Origin of the sequence: Maribacter polysiphoniae (assembly GCF_003148665.1) — a bacterium.
In the GTDB taxonomy this organism is placed as follows: domain Bacteria; phylum Bacteroidota; class Bacteroidia; order Flavobacteriales; family Flavobacteriaceae; genus Maribacter_A; species Maribacter_A polysiphoniae.
Window position 1 is genome coordinate 241,181 of sequence record NZ_QGGQ01000005.1, and the last position, 19,717, is coordinate 260,897.

The following is a 19,717-nucleotide window of genomic DNA, read 5'->3' on the forward strand; positions in this document are numbered from 1 at the left end:
TAGTGGGTTTAAGTTTTTTTTACTAAGTTTAAAGCGAAATTTTAAATATAACAATGACTACAATATTGATTTTAGCCGTTTTGGTTCTAGTGGCAATTGCCATTTGGCAAATGACCAAGATTTTTGAATTGTCACAGATTAAAGCAGTGGACTCCCAAATCGCCAATGACAATGATAATAAGTACAATGGGTATTTGTTGTTTGTGTTTTTGATCTTTATCTATGGTATTACCATATTTAGTTTTTGGAAGTACGGGAAAATGCTTTTACCAGAGGCAGCATCCGCACATGGCGCTGAATACGATAGTTTAATGCTTGTCTCTATGGCGATTATATTTTTCGTGCAGACAATTACCCAGGCATTATTGTATTATTTCGGTTATAAATACAGAGGTGTGGAAGGGAAGAAAGCCCTTTTCTATGCCGATAATGATAGATTGGAGTTTATTTGGACAATCATCCCTGTTATCGTTTTGGCTGGTTTGATACTTTGGGGACTTTATACATGGACCAATATCATGGATATCAACGATGATGACGACCCCATAGTTGTTGAGCTCTATGCACAACAATTCAATTGGACGGCTAGATATGCCGGTGCAGACAATGTTTTGGGAGGTGCCAATGTTAGGATGATAGATATTGATAAGGCCAATATCCTAGGTGTCGACGAATCGGATACTTATGGTAAGGATGACATTATCGTTAAGGAACTACATCTACCCGTAGGTAGAAAGGTGAACTTTAAAATGCGCTCACAGGACGTTTTGCATTCCGCTTATATGCCTCATTTTAGGGCGCAGATGAACTGTGTACCTGGTATGATAACACAATTCTCATTTACGCCGACAATCACGACTGCGGATATGAGGAACAAACCCGAGATTATAGAGAAGGTAAAAAGAACCAATGCTATGCGGGCTGAAAAGGCAGCGGCAGGGGCTGAAAATATGGATCCATGGGAATTTGACTATATATTGCTATGTAATAAGATTTGCGGTAAATCACATTACAATATGCAAATGAAGATTATTGTGGAAGAGGAGGAAGAATACAATAAATGGCTTGCTGAGCAGCAAACCTTTTCCCAATCAATGGTATCAGTTCAATAGAGTTAAGTTTAAAAAATAAAAAAAATAAATATTTATGTCGGCCACAGCACATGCACATATTGAAGACCACGTTGATGATCATGGGCATCATCACAAGGAGACTTTTGTGACCAAATACATTTTTAGCCAAGACCATAAAATGATAGCAAAACAGTATTTGATTACTGGGGTTTTGGTTATGGGCTTTATTGGTATAGCCATGTCCTTATTGTTTAGGATGCAACTGGCATGGCCAGGGGAATCGTTTGCGATTTTTGAGACCTTGTTGGGCAAATGGGCCCCAGAAGGGGTTATGGATGCGGACATATATTTGTCCTTGGTGACCATTCATGGTACCATTATGGTCTTTTTCGTACTAACAGCTGGGTTAAGTGGTACCTTTAGTAACCTGCTTATTCCATTGCAGATCGGCGCACGGGATATGGCCTCAGGTTTCTTGAATATGGTTTCCTATTGGTTGTTCTTTTTGTCCTGTGTAATCATGGTTTCCTCTCTTTTTGTGGAGGCTGGACCGGCAGCAGCGGGTTGGACGATTTATCCACCATTGAGTGCATTGCCCATGGCCCAATCAGGGTCAGGATTGGGTATGACCCTTTGGTTGGTGGCGATGGCTATCTTTATCGCATCATCCCTTTTAGGTTCATTGAATTATATCGTAACGGTTATTAATCTTAGAACAAAAGGTATGTCAATGACTAGATTGCCTTTGTCTATATGGGCATTCTTTGTTACCGCAATTATTGGGGTAGTTTCGTTTCCGGTACTTTTATCAGCAGCACTATTGTTGATTATGGATAGAAGTTTTGGAACATCGTTCTTCCTTTCGGATATCTTCATACAGGGTGAGGTATTGCATTATCAAGGGGGTTCTCCGGTATTGTACGAACACCTATTCTGGTTTTTGGGACATCCCGAAGTTTATATTGTATTACTACCTGCATTGGGTATAACCTCGGAGGTGATGTCTACCAACGCTCGTAAGCCCATATTCGGTTATCGTGCGATGATTGCCTCTATTATCGCGATTGCCTTCTTATCGACAATCGTTTGGGGTCACCATATGTTCATTTCAGGGATGAACCCATTCTTGGGATCTGTATTTACATTTACGACCTTATTGATTGCCATTCCTTCAGCGGTAAAGGCCTTCAACTATATCACTACGCTTTGGAAAGGTAACTTACAATTGAATCCGGCCATGTTGTTTTCCATTGGCTTGGTATCAACCTTTATCACGGGTGGACTTACCGGTATAATCCTAGGGGATAGTACATTGGATATCAATGTCCATGATACCTACTTTGTGGTTGCCCACTTTCACTTGGTAATGGGTATTTCCGCACTTTACGGAGTGTTCGCAGGGATTTACCATTGGTTCCCAAAAATGTTCGAAGGTAAGATGTTGAATAAAAACTTGGGATATGTTCACTTCTGGATTACAGCAGTCTGTGCTTACGGGGTGTTCTTTCCGATGCATTTCGTTGGAATGGCAGGAGTGCCAAGACGATATTATGAAAACACGGCATTCCCTATGTTCGACGAATTGACCGATGTACAAGTATTGATGACTGTCTTTGCTTTGATAGCCGGACTTGCACAGTTGGTTTTCTTGGGGAATTTTATCTATAGCATGTTCTATGGAAAGAAAGGACCTCAAAATCCATGGAAATCAAATACCTTGGAATGGACAACACCACAAGAGCATGTTCACGGAAACTGGCCAGGAGCAATTCCAGAGGTATACCGTTGGGCTTACGATTACAGTAAGACTGGGGATGATGGTGAATACATCATTGCGGGGCAGGATTTTATTCCACAGAATACACCTATACAAGATAACGAGGAGGAAGAAAACCATTAGGATTTCGAAACCAATACATAGAAAAATGCCCAACTTATCAAGTTGGGCATTTTTTTTGTAATATATTTAATAAACAAAAGGGTGTCATATAAAGCATATGGACCGTTGTAGAACACAAACCATTGAAATGAAAAATTGTATAACCCTTATCGTGCTGCTTGTTTGCTTCCAAACATTTGCGCAAAGAAAACCTAAGATTAAAGGAAATAAGAATGTCATAGAGGTGCAAGAGGAGCTCCCTTTCTTTAATGCCATTAAATTGGTTGACGATTTGGAGTTGGTGCTTCAGAAAGGCCCAAATAACGCATACACCATTAATGCGGACGATAATTTAATCGATGTACTCAAATTCAAGGTAGCGGACAGTACCTTGGTTATTGGTTCATTCTATAAGATTACTTCGAAGAAGAAATTGGATATAGTCGTAACCTATACCGATTTGGAGACCATATCGATGATAGACGGTAAGGTCAACATGAAGGATGTTATTTCATCCGATAGGTTTACGGTGAACCTCGACGGTCCGTCACGGTTGGAATTGAATGCCACGGCCCCAATCATGACCGTGAATATGAAGGGGATGAGTTCCGGGGACTTTAATTTGGCAAGTGATTCATTGCATATTTCCCTAAAGGATAGGGTTGATGCCCGCATCTATGCCGTTGGGATGTCCAATACCATTTGGATGTCGGAAAATGCCAGTGCAAGTATGGAAGGAAATGCAGATGTCCTGAATGTAAAACTCAAGGGGAATTCAAACTTAAAGGCGGAAAGAATGGAAGCAACTTCCGTTGTGGCTGACATGAAAGGGTCCCCAAATGTTAAGATCAAGGCTTTGGAGGAATTTAAATTAGCTTCCCGAGGGTCTTCCAAAACACAGCTTTATGGTGACCCTAAGATAATCATTGAAGCATTTTTGGATACTTCCCAATTGCTTAAGGAAAATTAATATAGGGGTTCCCCTTATTGAAAAAGGGTAGGAAAAAAGAAAATCCCCATTGCATTTGCAATGGGGATTTTACAGTAAAGGAAAGTATTGGTTTGGATTATAAAGCTACTTAGGCTTTTGGGCCAGCTGCAATAATATCCGGGTTTGTGTTCGCTTCGAACTTCTTGAAGTTTTCTTTGAAAAGATTGATAAGTTTCAATTTAGTAGCTTCATATTTAGCTTTGTCTTCCCAAGTGTTTCTAGGAATCAATACCTCTGAAGGTACACCAGGACAACTTGTAGGAATCTGGAATCCGAATGCTTCATCCTTCACGTATTCAACATTGTCAAAATCGTGGTGGTGAATGGCATCTACCATGGCTCTAGTGTATTTCAACTTCATTCTGGAACCACTTCCTGTCCAACCAGTGTTGATCAACCATGCATTAACTTTATGGTTTTTGATTTTCTCAGCCAACAATTCAGCATATTTGTTAGGGTGCCACATCATAAAGGCAGCTCCATAACATGCACTGAAGTTAGGTGTTGGTTCTGTAATACCCATCTCTGTACCTGCCATCTTAGCGGTATAACCCGAGATAAAGTGGTAACTAGCTTGTTCAGGGGTTAGTTTACTTACTGGAGGCAATACACCAAAAGCATCACAAGTTAAGAATATTACATTTTCAGGGTGTCCGGCAACACAAGGGATCTGTACGTTATCAATATAATTGATAGGGTAAGAGGCTCTAGTGTTTTCGGTTATTGAAGTATCTGTGTAATCAACCGCTCTGGTCTCCTTGTCATAAACCACATTTTCTAAAACGGTTCCAAAACGGATGGCGTTGTAAATGTCCGGCTCTTTTTCAGCGGATAAATCAATTGCTTTCGCATAACATCCACCTTCAATATTGAAAGTACCTTCGTTGGTCCAACAATGCTCATCATCACCGATCAATCTACGTTTAGGATCCGCACTCAAAGTGGTTTTTCCTGTTCCTGATAGACCAAAAAGGATGGTTACATCATCTTTCTCACCGACGTTGGCAGAACAGTGCATTGGTAATACGTCTTGTAAAGGCATCAAGTAATTCATTACTGTGAAAATACCTTTTTTCATTTCACCTGCGTACTCTGTACCTAAAATCACGATTTCCTTACGTTCCAAGTTCAAATCAACACTGGTCTTGGAGGTCATTTCAGAAGTGTAACGGTTGGCGGGGAACTGACCTGCATTGAAGATCACATAATCAGGTTCTCCAAAATTCGCCAATTCTTCCTCTGTAGGCATAATCAACATGTTCTGCATGAACAATGCATGGTAAGCCCTTGTACAAACGATTCTGGTTTTGATTCTATAATTAGGATCCCATCCGGCAAAAGCATCAACAACAAAAAGGTGATCACGTGTATTCAAGTAATCAAGGGCCCTTTCATGGTTGACCATGAATGTGTGCTCATCCAATCCCATATTGATTTTTCCCCAATCAATATTTTTTTCAGAATCTGGGTGGCGTACAATTCTTTTGTCTTTGGGGCTACGACCGGTTTTTTCACCAGAGAAGGTCATTAAGGCTCCTACATCGGAAATGGCGGTTCCCTTTTCCAAACGGAGGCCAAGTTCATATAAAACAGGGACACTACTGTTCCTGTAAATTTTTTCGGTATCGATACCATACTTTTTAAGATCAAATGTTGCTGACATTGTTTTCTGCTTTAAAATGGTTGTTAAAAATTCTTGTTTTTAATTCTGCGCAAAGATTGATAATAATCACCTCACAAAAGATGACAATTATCATGATTGTTACAAGATATGCAACAATAACGATATAGTTGGTACGCCACAAGTGAATTTTAACATTTGATTTTCACTATCTTTGTTCGTATATGAATGAGTATTTAGATCCCACCACAGGCAATTTTTCGCCTGAGGAAATTGATATAGAAAGAGCACTGCGGCCCGTAACTTTTAATGACTTTACAGGGCAGGATCAAGTGCTTGAAAATTTGAAGGTTTTTGTTGAGGCAGCTAACCAGAGGAATGAGGCCCTCGACCATACCTTGTTCCATGGTCCTCCGGGATTGGGGAAAACAACCTTGGCCCATATACTCGCCAATGAATTGGGGGTAGGTATAAAAATCACATCTGGTCCAGTATTGGATAAACCTGGGGATCTGGCGGGTCTTTTGACCAACCTAGAGGAAAGGGATGTACTTTTTATTGATGAGATCCATAGGTTGAGTCCGATAGTTGAGGAATATCTTTATTCTGCCATGGAGGATTATAAAATAGATATTATGATAGAGACAGGTCCCAATGCCCGGTCTGTCCAGATCAATTTAAATCCTTTTACCCTTATTGGGGCAACGACCCGGTCGGGCCTATTAACCTCACCCATGCGGGCGCGTTTTGGCATACAAAGTCGATTGCAGTATTACTCTACCGAACTATTGTCCACCATTGTTGAACGTAGTGCCGAGATACTAAAGGTGCCCATTACGCAAGATGCCGCTATTGAAATCGCAGGCCGTAGTAGGGGAACACCCCGAATTTGCAATGCACTTTTGCGCAGGGTTCGCGATTTTGCCCAAATCAAAGGGAATGGTAGTATCGATATGGAAATATCGAAATACAGTTTAAAAGCCTTGAATGTGGATGCACACGGCTTGGATGAAATGGATAACAAAATATTGACAACCATTATCGATAAATTCAAAGGAGGACCGGTAGGAATATCCACAATCGCTACTGCGGTTTCGGAAAGTTCAGAGACCATTGAGGAAGTATATGAACCTTTTTTGATTCAACAAGGTTTTATCATGCGCACTCCCCGTGGGCGTGAAGTTACCGAATTGGCCTATAAGCATTTGGGAAGGATCAAGGGAGGTACGCAACCCGGACTTTTTTGAACTTCGCATCAAAACATACCCAATTGATCAAAACCGAAGCCAAACGCCTCGGTTTTTTGTCCTGTGGTATTTCCAAAGCAGCTTTTTTGGAGGAGGAGGCCCCTAGGTTGGAAACGTGGCTCAATAAGAACATGAATGGGGAAATGCAGTATATGGAGAACCATTTCGACAAGCGGTTAGATCCGACCAAATTGGTCGAGGGCTCAAAATCGGTTATTTCCTTATTGTTGAATTACTATCCGGAAGACAAACAAAAAGAAGGCACTTATAAGGTATCAAAATATGCCTACGGACAGGATTATCATCACATCATAAAATCAAAACTTAGACAGTTACAGGAATTTATCACTACCGAAATAGGGGAGGTCGATGGGCGGGCCTTTGTGGATTCGGCCCCTGTTTTGGATAAAGCTTGGGCAGCCAAAAGTGGCTTGGGGTGGATCGGAAAGCATAGTAATCTATTGACCCAGAAAGTGGGCTCATTCTATTTTATTGCGGAATTGATCGTAGACTTGGAATTGGACTATGATCATCCGGTCACCGATCATTGTGGTTCCTGTACCGCATGTATTGACGCCTGTCCCACACAAGCAATCGTTGAGGACCGGGTGGTTGATGGGAGTAAATGCATTTCCTATTTTACGATTGAATTGAAGAATGGGATTCCCGCCCAATTCCAAGGGAAGTTCGATGATTGGATGTTCGGATGTGATGTTTGTCAGGATGTGTGCCCGTGGAATCGGTTTTCAAGAGCGCACAATGAACCCTTATTCAATCCCCACCCTGATTTGTTGTCAAACGATAAAAAAGATTGGGAAGAGATAACCCAGGAGGTCTTTAATACGATCTTTAAAAAATCAGCGGTAAAGCGAACCAAATTTTCGGGATTGAAACGGAATATTCAGTTTTTAAAATAAACTTTTCCACACGCAAACGTTTGATGGGGCCCCACTTTTGGTTTTATTTTGGGGTTTTCTTTATAGCCGTCCATAAAATGGTATCTTGTTGGATAGATTAACCACCAAACCATAAAAACATGGGCCTTATAAAAAAGCCAAACCTGAGTTTTTGGCAGATTTTCAATATGAATGTAGGATTCTTGGGAATCCAGTTCAGCTTTGGATTGCAACAAACAGCGATCAATCCCGTATTTCTTTTTCTAGGTGCTCCTGAGGATATGTTGCCTATTCTGAATATCGCCGGTCCTGTAACAGGTTTGGTCGTACAACCTATTATCGGCGCGATTTCGGATAAGACCTGGTCACCACGTTGGGGCAGAAGAAAACCTTTTTTTCTTATAGGAGCCATCATTGGAAGTATATGTCTGTTTGCATTTCCCTTGAGTCCGGCGTTATGGTTTGCCGTAGGGTTACTTTGGATTTTGGATGTAGGCAATAACATGGCCATGGAGCCTTATCGGGCCTTTGTTGGTGATAAATTGCCGGAGAAACAGTTGAGTTTGGGGTATCAAATGCAGAGCCTATTCGTAGGGGCCGGGATTGTACTGGCGAATGCCTCTATCTTTTTGTTTCAGGATTGGTTCGGAGGGGATGCCGCTTCGGAAGTGGTTGGGTCGATACCAAAATGGTTGTATTATTCGTTCTTCATTGGATCGGTACTATCTGTGGGCACCATTTTATGGTCGGTATTGAAAACCCCGGAAATTCCACCTTCCGAAGAAGAGCTGGCAGATATTAATGCGCATAAGGGCTTGCCTTTCGCTGAACGTTTTAAAATGCCATTTGTTGAAATTTCCAAGGCAGTGAAAGAGATGCCTCCTTTCATGTGGAAATTATCCATTGTGTACCTTTTTCAATGGTATGCCCTTTTTGTCTACTGGCAATTCATAACCCCCTTGTTCAGGACAACTATGGGCTATGATCTTTCGGAAGCTGCTGCGCAGGCGGCCAAAATGAGTACCACCTATAATATAGCGACAATCGTAGTGGCCTTGATGCTTGTTCCCCTCACCTTGAAATACGGGGGGAAGAAAATTTATGCGGCCAGCTTATTGGGTACGGGATTGGCCCTCTTGTCCATACCTTACATAAGTGATCCGATCTATGTGTTGATCCCCATGGTCTTATTCGGCATAGGTTGGGCGGCAATGATGGGGATTCCTTATACCATGGTTTCCAAAATCGTGCCCCAGGAACGACGCGGCGTATATATGGGTATCCTAAATATGATGATTGTAATCCCCATGGGCATTGAAACCTTGACTTTTGGAGCTATTTTCAAAAATATTTTAGGGGCCAATGCGGTAAATGCCATGTTGTTTGCTGGAATCTTTTTCATTATCGCCGCGGCCTTCACTTTACGGTTGAACGTTTCCAAGGAGGAATTGGGGGAGTAAGCTCAATAATAATATTCATATTGTGGTTAAGGACGAATGCTTCAAATCGACCTTGGATAATTATGTCATAGGCACATAGGGTATACGATGTTGTTATATCGGTAATATTTGTACTTGGAACTTATTTTTTTTCAAAGATTACCCCTAAATTTGACATACAATTAATGATTATGCGCGACAAGAAGTTAAGAAGTGAAGCATTGATTTATCATGCGAAACCCCAACCGGGAAAAATTAAAATAATACCTTCAAAAAGCTACTCCACCCAACGCGATTTGGCATTGGCATACTCCCCAGGGGTAGCAGAACCTTGCTTAGAGATAGCAAAAAATGTAGATGACGTATACAAATACACCTCCAAGGGGAATCTGGTGGCGATCATTTCCAACGGAACGGCAGTTTTGGGGTTGGGAAATATAGGGCCGGAAGCCTCCAAACCGGTAATGGAAGGTAAAAGTCTTTTGTTTAAGATTTTTGCTGATATAGATGCAATCGATATTGAACTGGATACGACCGATGTCGACAAATTCGTTGAAACGGTAAAGACCATTGCACCAACCTTTGGTGGTATTAACCTTGAGGATATAAAAGCACCCGAGGCTTTTGAGATAGAAAGAAGATTAAAGGAGGAATTGGATATTCCCGTAATGCATGATGATCAACATGGAACGGCCATTATTTCTTCGGCAGCCTTATTGAATGCCTTGACGGTTACCAATAAGAAAATCGAGGATGCGCGCATTGTAATCAGTGGCGCTGGGGCAGCGGCAATCTCCTGTACAAGATTGTACAAGGCCTTTGGGGCTAAGGCCGAAAATATTGTAATGTGCGATAGTAAAGGTGTAATCCATAAAAATAGGGAGAACATTACCTCTGAGAAGCTCGAATTCGCCACGGAGAGAAAAATAGAGACCTTGGCTGAGGCCATGAAAGACGCTGATGTTTTTATAGGGCTTTCAATAGCTGATATAGTTACTCCGAAAATGCTGAAAAGCATGGCCAAGGACCCGATTGTCTTTGCTTTGGCCAATCCAGATCCAGAGATATCGTACGAATTGGCCATAAAAACCAGAAAGGATATCATAATGGCTACGGGTAGATCGGACCATCCTAACCAAGTGAATAATGTATTGGGCTTTCCCTTTATATTTAGGGGGGCACTCGATGTAAGGGCTACCAAGATCAATGAGGAAATGAAAATGGCGGCTGTGGTCGCCTTAGCGGAATTAACGAAACAAACGGTGCCAGAACAAGTGAATATTGCTTATTCCGAGACTAGGCTGACTTTTGGCAAGGATTATATTATTCCCAAGCCTTTTGATCCTAGGCTGATTTCCGAGATTCCACCGGCGATAGCCAAGGCAGCTATGGATAGTGGGGTGGCCAAAGAACCCATAAAGGATTGGGCAAAATACAAGGAAAAATTATTAAGACGCTCCGGAAGTGACAATAAAGTGGTGCGCTTGCTGCATGAAAGGGCGAAAATAAACCCTAAAAAAATCGTATTTGCCGAAGCCAATCATCTAGATGTCCTAAAAACGGCGCAGATTGTTTATGAGGAGGGTATCGCTATACCAATCTTATTGGGTGAGGAAGAGGTGATCAGGGAACTGAAGAAAGAAATAGGGTTCAATGCCGATGTCAAGATTATTGACCCGAAATCGGAGGACTCGTTAAAGACTAGGGAACGATACGCCAAAAAGCATTGGGAAGCGACCCAAAGGCATGGATTGACTTTGTATGGGGCAATGACCAATATGAGGGAACGTAATTATTATGCGGCCATGATGGTGAATGAGGGTGATGCCGATGGAATGATTTCAGGTTATTCAAGGGCATATCCAACGGTTATTAAACCTATTTTTGAGGTAATCGGAAGGGCTAAGGGGGTACGACGTGCGGCCACGGTCAATATAATGAATACAGAAAGGGGGCCATTGTTCTTGGCTGATACATCAATTAATATTGATCCTACGGCTGAGGTCCTTGCCGAGATTGCCGTTATGACCTCAAATTTGGCAAAAGCCTTTGGTTTTGAGCCTATTATGGCCATGTTGTCCTATGCCAATTTTGGGTCTTCATCACATCCAAATGCGAAAAAGGTAACCGAAGCGGTAAAGATTTTACATAAAAATTATCCTAAATTGGTGATTGACGGTGAAATCCAAACAGATTTTGCGTTGAATATGGAATTGCACCAAAGCCAATTCCCATTTTCAAAGTTGGCAGGGAAGAAGGTCAATACCTTGATATTCCCAAATTTGGACTCGGCCAATATTACGTATAAGTTATTGAAAGAGCTCAATGGGGCAGATTCCATAGGGCCTATCATGTTAGGACTTAATAAAACAGTGCATGTATTGCAATTGGGGGCCGATGTCGATGAAATGGTGAATATGACCGCCGTAGCCGTTATCGATGCCCAGGAAAGGGAAAAACGCAAGCGCCTTAAAAGGGAATAGTTAAAAAATAAAGGCATAATGTCTTGGGGTATAGGGGCGAGGTCGTGTATGCGATTATCGGAGTGAAAATCTATACCTTTGGGTTTTGGAACCCATTGACACATTAAACAGCAATCAACCCATTGGGGCACTTGCCAAGACTATTTGAATTTGAAATATTATTCCCCATGATACACCATCTTAACGGAAAATTAGTTGAAAAGAATCCGACCCATGTTATTATCGAATGTGCGGGGGTAGGGTATTTTGTGAATATCTCCTTGAATACCTTTTCACATATAAAGGATCAGGAAAACATCAATCTGTTTACCCATTTGCAGGTTCGGGAAGATGCCCATACACTTTTTGGTTTTGCCGAGAAGTCGGAACGGGAGATTTTTAGGTTGCTATTATCGGTTTCCGGGATTGGGGCAAGTACGGCCAGAACCATGCTTTCCTCCTTGTCACCTGTACAGATCAGGGATGCAATCGCCAATGGTGACGTTGCGACGATTCAGGGTATCAAGGGTATTGGGGCTAAAACGGCCCAAAGGGTTATTCTTGATCTTAGGGATAAGATTTTAAAGGTATACGATATTGACGAAGTTTCCATCAGTTCAAACAATACAAATAAAGAAGAAGCGTTATCTGCTTTAGAGGTTCTAGGATTTGTCCGAAGACAAGCTGAAAAGGTTGTTGACAAGGTAGTAAGCCAAGAACCTGCACTAAGCGTAGAGAACATTATTAAACTGGCGCTTAAAAATTTGTAATAAGTTTGAAAAAAGGGGCAAAAAAAATTCTTAAATTTTCATTTAAGCTTATATTCCTATACGCTTTTTTACTCGGGTGCATTGAGGAATCCTACGCACAAGAAACTGAGGGCGATAGTGATACTGAGCAAGTGCAAGACTCTGTGAAATCCGGTTTTTCCTTGGGGAGGTTAAAAATGGATAATCCGGAGAGCATTATTTCCAAGTATAATTATGATCCCAATCTTGATAGGTATATCTATTCCGAGAAGGTGGGTGACTTCAATATTGGTTATCCTATTATCCTTACCCCAGACCAGTATTATGAACTGGTTCGTAAAGAGGGCATCAAGGATTATTTTAAGGAGAAACATGATGCTTATTCCGGCAAGAAGGAAGGGAGTGAGGATGCTAGAAAGAACCTATTGCCCAATTTCTACGTCAATAACAACTTTTTCGAATCTGTTTTTGGGGGTAATACCATCGAAGTGATTCCCCAAGGTTCTGTTGCGATGGATTTAGGGGTGATTTGGCAGAAAAACGATAATCCTTCCCTTTCCCCAAGAAACCGTACCAATCTTTCTTTTGATTTTGACCAACGTATTAGTTTGAGTATGTTGGGTAAAATAGGTGAACGACTTCAGGTTACGGCCAATTACGATACCGAGGCCACTTTCGATTTCCAGAATATTGTAAAACTGGACTATACACCGACAGAGGATGACATTCTTCAGAAAATAGAAGTGGGTAACGTAAATATGCCGCTTAATAGTTCATTGATCACGGGTGCTCAAAGCCTGTTTGGGGTAAAGACCCAATTGCAATTCGGCAAGACCAAGGTCACAGCGGTATTCTCGGAACAACGTTCCCAAAATAATACAGTGGTTGCCCAAGGTGGTGGTACGATCAACGAATTTTCACTTACGGCCTTGGATTATGATGAGGATAGGCACTTTTTCTTGGCCCAATACTTTAGGGATGCTTATGATGGAGCCTTAGCCAATTACCCGTACATTCAAAGTCAGGTGCAGATAACCCGTTTAGAAGTATGGGTAACCAATAGGAGTCAGCAGACCTTAAATGTGCGAAACGTCGTGGCCCTTCAGGATTTGGGGGAATCACGGGAAGAAAGAACAAGGATTGGTATCGCAAACGGTGATCCAGCAGGATTTTTCAATAACCCAAGTAATGCCTTGCCAAGAAATAACGCCAACGATTTTAACCCCACAACCATTGGTTCGGGAGGGGCATTGACGGCGTCAATACGGGATATTGCCACAGTGGAATCGGGCTTCAATATACCGGGATATCAAGTTAATCAAGGTTTTGATTATGCCATTTTGGAAAATGCCAGGAAACTTGAAGTGGATCGGGATTATCAATTCAATACCCAATTGGGTTACATCTCCTTGAATCAAAGGTTGAGTAATGATGAGGTTTTGGCGGTTGCATATCAATATACCTATAACGGGGAAGTGTACCAGGTAGGTGAATTCGCCAATGGCGGATTGGATGCCACGACGGTTTCCGGGGGTGTGAATCCTGTGGTGAACAACAATACCTTGGTTTTGAAATTGCTGAAAAGTAATATCACCAATATCACCGATCCCATTTGGGATTTGATGATGAAGAATATTTATGCAACGGGTGCCTATCGTTTGAGTGAGGATGATTTTAAAATGAATATCCTGTATTCCGATCCCACCCCAAGAAATTATATTACACCGGTGGCCGAAGGTCCTGGTTCGGGATGGCCGGATGAAACCAGTGCAGATGGCCCTCTCGAGGAAAGGATTTTATTGGAAGTGTTCAACTTTGATAGGCTTAATACGTATAAGGACGTACAGCCCGGTGGTGATGGCTTTTTCGATTTTGTGTCAGGTCTTACCGTAGATACCCAAAACGGAAGGATCATTTTCACCAAAGTAGAACCCTTTGGGGAGTTTTTGTACAACCAACTGGGTGGTGGTGGAAACTACGATAATGAGACGACCTATAATGAGAATCAAGGAAAATACGTCTTTAGGGAAATGTATGAGCTTACCCAGGCAGCCGCCTTACAGGACCCGGTTAAGAACAAGTTCTTATTGAAGGGTACCTACAAGTCGGAAGGCAGTAACGGTATTTCAATAGGGGCATTTAATGTGCCACAAGGCTCTGTGACCGTTACGGCGGGAGGGCGGACGTTGCGGGAAGGTATAGATTACACGGTGAATTATCAGGCGGGTACGGTACAGATTTTGGACCCTAGTTTGGAAGCATCGGATACCCCCATTAATATTTCGGTGGAGAACAATGCCGTATTTGGGCAACAGACCAGAAGGTTTACGGGGATAAATGTTGAGCATCAGGTAAACAACAATTTTATCTTGGGGGCTACCTTATTGAACTTGAACGAAAGGCCCTTAACACAAAAATCGAACTATGGGGTTGAACCTGTAAATAACACGATTTTCGGATTGAACGGTAACTTCTCGACGGAAGTACCCTTCTTGACACGTTTGGCAAATAAACTTCCTAATATAGATACGGATGTTCCCTCGAATCTTTCAGTACGGGGTGAAGTGGCTTGGTTAAAGCCGAATTCTCCTAAAAATGCTGATTTTGAGGGTGAGACCACAACCTATTTGGATGATTTTGAAGGCGCCCAGGCGTTAATAGATATCCGTTCCTCACTAGGTTGGTCACTGGCCAGTACACCATTGGAATTTGCGCCAGGTGGAGTACTTTCGGGTAGTTCGCCAGAAGACCCCGCGAACCTAATCAATGGGTATGGGCGGGCTAAAATGGCATGGTATACGATTGATCCGATTTTTTATACCAACCAAAGGCCTTCAAGTGTTAGCGATAATGATGTCTCTACCAATGCGACCCGAAGGGTGTTCGTGGATGAGGTCTTTCCACAGACAGATATCGCCCAAGGGCAAACGACGGTGCAAAGTACCTTGGATTTGGCGTATTACCCCAATATTAAAGGACCTTATAATGCCAGTTCGGACTTTGAGACTGAGAATCCCGATGATAAATGGGCTGGTATCATGCGCTCATTAAGCAGCACCGACTTTGAACAGTCGAATGTGGAGTTTGTGCAATTCTGGGTTTTAGACCCCTATGTTGATGGTATAGCAACTGATCCAGGGGAACTTGTTATAAACTTAGGGAACATTTCAGAGGACATATTAAAGGATGGTAGAAAACAATATGAAAATGGATTGCCGGTAGATGATGATGGATTGATTTACGAACCTTCTTGGGGTGTTGTTCCGGCAACACAAGCCTTGGTGTATGCCTTTGATGCCAATGAAAGTAATCGCGTGTTGCAGGATGTTGGTTTCGACGGCTTGGATGATACGGCGGAAGCTGCCATTTATGGTCCAGGGGAAGACCCGGCGTTGGATAATTATGAATACTACCTCAATCGGGAAGGAAGTATTTTGGAAAGGTATTTGAATTTCAATAACCCCGATGGTAACTCCCCTGTACAGGTTACCGATACCAACCGTGGTTCAACCACATTGCCCGATGTAGAGGATGTGGACCGTGATTTGACCATGAATACGGTCAATAGCTATTATGAATATCGCATTCCCATAAAGCCCAATACGAGTATAGATGATAAATACGTAACCGATATTAATGAAGGACTTACGCCTGACCTGCCCAACGGTAATCAGTTAAATAGTAGGTGGATCCAATATAAGATTCCATTAAGTGATTTTACGGATGCAATCGGAGGAATTACAGATTTCAGGTCTATAAGTTTTATGCGAATGTACCTTACCGGTTTCAGTAGCGATGTCGTACTCCGATTTGCTACCTTGGATTTGGTGCGTGGCGATTGGCGTACATATACAAAGACCTTACAGGATGAGTTGATTGATAGTGACCCTTCGGATGATGGCACTATCGTCGATGTGAATACGGTTAATATAGAAGAGAATAGTTCTAGGTCGCCAATTCCTTATGTTTTGCCTCCAGGAGTAGAGCGCGAACAGTTGAACAATAACAATACCATTATACGGCAAAATGAACAATCCTTGTCCTTCAAGGTTGAAAATCTGCAATCTGAGGATTCGAGAGGGGTTTTCAAAAGTTTGAATATTGATATTCGTCAATATGAAAAACTGAAGATGTATATGCATGCCGAAAAAATCGGTGATGGAGATTACTCTGATGATGATACACCTTTGGTAGGGTTCCTGCGAATAGGAACCGATCTTTCAGAGAATTACTATCAAATTGAATTGCCTTTGCAATTCACGCCTTTCGGGGCATCCTTTGATGAGGATGTTTGGCCGGATGCCAATGAGATGGAGGTTATATTGAGCGATTTGAATAAAGTAAAATCCTTGAGGATTGCCAATATAGCGGATGTTCCCCTCAATGAACTCCAGTTTTATGAAATTGAGGGCAGCGAGGCAGTTGCCGTTGATGAATTTGCATCCAGGACTTTAGGGAAATTAAGGATAGGTATAAAAGGGAACCCGTCATTGGGAAGCATCAGGAATATGATGGTCGGTGTAAAGAATATCGATGATCTTCCTGCCCGGGGGGAAGTATGGTTCAATGAATTGCGTTTGGCAGGTTTGGATAATGATGGGGGCTGGGCCGCCATAGCATCGGTTGATGCGAATATTGCCGACTTTGCGAACGTTTCGGCAACAGGAAGTAAGAGTACATCAGGTTTTGGGTCTATAGATCAAACGCCGAATGAAAGGTCTCGTGAAGATGCCGTTTCCTATGACTTGGTCACCAATGTCAATGTAGGTCAATTGTTGCCTGAAAAATGGGGGGTACAGATTCCTTTCAATTATGGTATTTCCGAAGAGATAATCACTCCTGAGTTTGATCCGGTATACGATGATTTAAAATTGGATGATCGGATTGCGGCCGCTACCACAGAGGAAGCTGCCGATAAGATTTTGGAACAGGCAGAGGATTATACGAAACGAACCAGTATTAATTTGATCGGGGTTCGTAAGGATCGGGGTGAGGAAGCCGATGCCAATTTCTATGATATTGAGAATTTCACCTTTAATTATTCGTATAACGAAACAGAGCATCGCGATTATGAGATTGCCAATATGCAAGATCAGAGTGTGGTTACGGGCTTTGTCTATAATCATAGTTTTAAACCGGTAGAGGTGGCACCTTTTGCCAAGAAGGATTCATTGTTCACAGGGGCCTATTGGCAGTGGTTGAAAGATTTGAACTTCAATCTTCTGCCAGCCAGTGTTTCGGTCAATTCGAACATCAATCGACAGTTCAACCAACAGAAATTCCGAAATGTCTTTGAGGAAGGCGTAGAGGCGTTGGACCTGCCGTTCCTTCAACAACGTAATTATATGTTCAATTGGCAGTACGCCATTAATTACAGTCTTTCGAAATCCTTAAGCCTCAATCTAACGGCAAGTAACAATAATATCGTTCGTAATTATTTTACGGAGGAAGGGAATCCGGATTCTGAAATCAACCAAGCTTTGGGATTATGGGACGGATTCTGGGATTTAGGGGAACCCAACAGGCATGCGCAACAGATGCAACTCAATTACCAACTTCCTTTTAATAAGATTCCGGCTTTGGATTTTATCAGTGCCCAATATTCGTATACCAGTAATTTTGATTGGCAACGTGGAGGGGACGCCTTGTCCGAGGTTGCTAGCGAGTCCCTAGGTTATGAAACAACGATCAATACGGTTCAGAATGCAAGTACCCATAACATTTCCGCAACATTGGCAATGCAGAAGTTTTATGATCTTATTGGACTTAAAAAACGTGATGGAAAAGGAATCACGAATCAAGGGCCGGTACGAAGGGATAAGGCGGGCAATGTGGCTTCCGATACAAAAGGACCCAAGCAAAAAACAGGGGCATTGTTCAATACCGCCGTCGATATTCTTACCATGGTCAAAAGATTGAACATAAATTATAATGAGAATAGTGGTACGGTACTTCCAGGGTATACCCAGTCCGTTGGTTTTATTGGAACGGCCCGTCCAACGATAGGATTTGTTTTCGGTAGTCAGTCCGATGTACGCTATGAGGCGGCGCGGAATGGATGGCTGACGAATTTTGCGGACTTCAATGAGCAGTTTATCAAAAGGACCAATAAGCAATTGAATATAACCGCTACCGCACAACCCTTGAAAGATTTGACCATAGATCTCTCGGCAGATCGACAATATACCAGTAGCTATCAAGAGAATTTTGAAGTGAGTGATCTGGGTAATGGGCAATATGAGTACATTAACCAATTGGGTAATGAATACGGTAATTTCAGTATTTCGACCATGATGATCGGAACGGCATTCAGTAAGAGCGATGAGTTCAGTTCAGAGCTTTTTGAAACATTCAAGCAGAATCGGATCACGATTGCCAATCGGTTGGTATCCGATCGAGGGGAATTGCCAGGAACCTTGGATGAAGATGGATTTCCACAACGATACGGAAAAACCCAACAAGAAGTGCTGCTTCCAGCTTTCTTTGCCGCCTATACGGGTCAGGATGTAAACCGTGTGAACTTGGATGCCTTTAGGCAGATTCCGATTCCAAATTGGAATATTAAGTTTACAGGATTGATGCGAAACAAATGGTTTAAAAAGAAATTCAAACGTTTTTCATTGAGCCATGGGTATAGGGCTTCCTATAGTATCAATTCCTTTCAGACAAATCTTGAAAAACAGAATACCGAGTTCGATGCTGAGACAGGGGATAGGTTGCCTGATCTTATTTTGAACAATTTGGTGTTGACCGATCAGTTCAATCCCTTGGTGCGTGTCGATTTTGAGATGAAGAACTCAGTAAGTGTCTTGGCGGAGATTCGTACCGATAGGGCCTTGTCCTTGAGTTTTGATAATAATCTGATGACCGAGATCAATGGAAAGGAATATACGGTTGGTTTGGGCTATCGATTCAAGGATGTTAAATTCGTGACCAATATTGGAGGTAATAAAACAAGGTTGAAGGGGGATTTAAACCTTAAAACGGATGTTACACTTCGCGATAATATTACGATCATCCGAAATCTGGATATCGATAACAATCAGATAACTTCCGGACAAAATTTATTTTCACTCAAATTTACCGCTGATTATGCCTTGAGTAAAAATTTGAATGCTTTGTTCTTTTATGATCATTCGTTCTCCAAATTCGCGGTTTCCACAGCATTCCCGCAGACAACGATCAATACCGGGTTCACGATCAAATATAATTTCGGTAATTAAGGGGTTGTCCATGCTAAGTGGTCTTGCCTGTAAAAAAGCGATGCCCGCATGACGTTTTTCTCTAAACACCTTCTTAAAGGGTGTTGATCGTAAGGTTCAAAAAGGAAATAGGCTTTTTGCATACCGTTCTAACTGTA

Annotated in this window: 10 protein-coding genes; 9 read left to right on the forward strand and 1 reads right to left on the reverse strand. The window is 42.0% G+C overall.

Going from position 1 to position 19,717, the window contains the following annotated elements; genetic code table 11:
- Nucleotides 1–53 precede the first annotated feature (53 nt).
- From LX92_RS12910 to LX92_RS12920, 3 genes are all read left to right on the forward strand, one after another.
- Nucleotides 54–1,112 carry a cytochrome c oxidase subunit II gene (locus LX92_RS12910; RefSeq protein WP_109651235.1) on the forward strand — a complete coding sequence of 353 codons (1,059 nt, stop codon included), beginning with the start codon at nucleotides 54–56 and terminating at the stop codon, nucleotides 1,110–1,112.
- A 34-nt stretch (nucleotides 1,113–1,146) separates the two neighbouring features.
- The gene (locus LX92_RS12915; protein ID WP_109651237.1) at nucleotides 1,147–2,973 is read left to right on the forward strand and encodes a cytochrome c oxidase subunit I; all 1,827 of its coding nucleotides are present in this window, start codon (nucleotides 1,147–1,149) and stop codon (nucleotides 2,971–2,973) included.
- A gap of 127 nt (nucleotides 2,974–3,100) precedes the next feature.
- Nucleotides 3,101–3,922 carry a GIN domain-containing protein gene (locus tag LX92_RS12920; RefSeq protein ID WP_170117846.1) on the forward strand — a complete coding sequence of 274 codons (822 nt, stop codon included), beginning with the start codon at nucleotides 3,101–3,103 and terminating at the stop codon, nucleotides 3,920–3,922.
- Between the two features lie 109 nt (nucleotides 3,923–4,031).
- Here LX92_RS12920 and pckA read toward each other — a convergent pair whose 3' ends face one another.
- Entirely contained in the window at nucleotides 4,032–5,606 is a 1,575-nt protein-coding gene (gene pckA / locus LX92_RS12925) for a phosphoenolpyruvate carboxykinase (ATP) (protein WP_109651241.1), read from the reverse strand.
- Between the two features lie 182 nt (nucleotides 5,607–5,788).
- On the opposite strand from pckA, the gene ruvB reads away from it, so the two are divergent.
- The 6 genes from ruvB (at nucleotide 5,789) to sov (ending at nucleotide 19,580) form a co-directional block, all read left to right on the forward strand.
- The gene (gene ruvB, locus LX92_RS12930) at nucleotides 5,789–6,811 is read left to right on the forward strand and encodes a Holliday junction branch migration DNA helicase RuvB (RefSeq protein ID WP_109651243.1); all 1,023 of its coding nucleotides are present in this window, start codon (nucleotides 5,789–5,791) and stop codon (nucleotides 6,809–6,811) included.
- A gap of 23 nt (nucleotides 6,812–6,834) precedes the next feature.
- Nucleotides 6,835–7,728, forward strand: a complete 894-nt coding sequence (gene queG / locus LX92_RS12935) for a tRNA epoxyqueuosine(34) reductase QueG (protein ID WP_394340344.1) — start codon at nucleotides 6,835–6,837, stop codon at nucleotides 7,726–7,728.
- Nucleotides 7,729–7,847: 119 nt separating this feature from the next.
- Nucleotides 7,848–9,167 (forward strand): MFS transporter, encoded by a 1,320-nt coding sequence (locus tag LX92_RS12940; RefSeq protein WP_109651247.1) that lies wholly within the window; start codon nucleotides 7,848–7,850, stop codon nucleotides 9,165–9,167.
- A 170-nt stretch (nucleotides 9,168–9,337) separates the two neighbouring features.
- Nucleotides 9,338–11,629 carry an NADP-dependent malic enzyme gene (locus tag LX92_RS12945; protein WP_109651335.1) on the forward strand — a complete coding sequence of 764 codons (2,292 nt, stop codon included), beginning with the start codon at nucleotides 9,338–9,340 and terminating at the stop codon, nucleotides 11,627–11,629.
- A 167-nt stretch (nucleotides 11,630–11,796) separates the two neighbouring features.
- Complete coding sequence (gene ruvA / locus LX92_RS12950; RefSeq protein ID WP_109651249.1) at nucleotides 11,797–12,378, forward strand: Holliday junction branch migration protein RuvA; 582 nt, start codon at nucleotides 11,797–11,799, stop codon at nucleotides 12,376–12,378.
- A gap of 5 nt (nucleotides 12,379–12,383) precedes the next feature.
- Nucleotides 12,384–19,580: a T9SS outer membrane translocon Sov/SprA gene (gene sov / locus LX92_RS12955; protein ID WP_109651250.1), complete on the forward strand. Its 7,197-nt coding sequence runs from the start codon at nucleotides 12,384–12,386 to the stop codon at nucleotides 19,578–19,580.
- The last annotated feature ends 137 nt before the right edge of the window (nucleotides 19,581–19,717 follow it).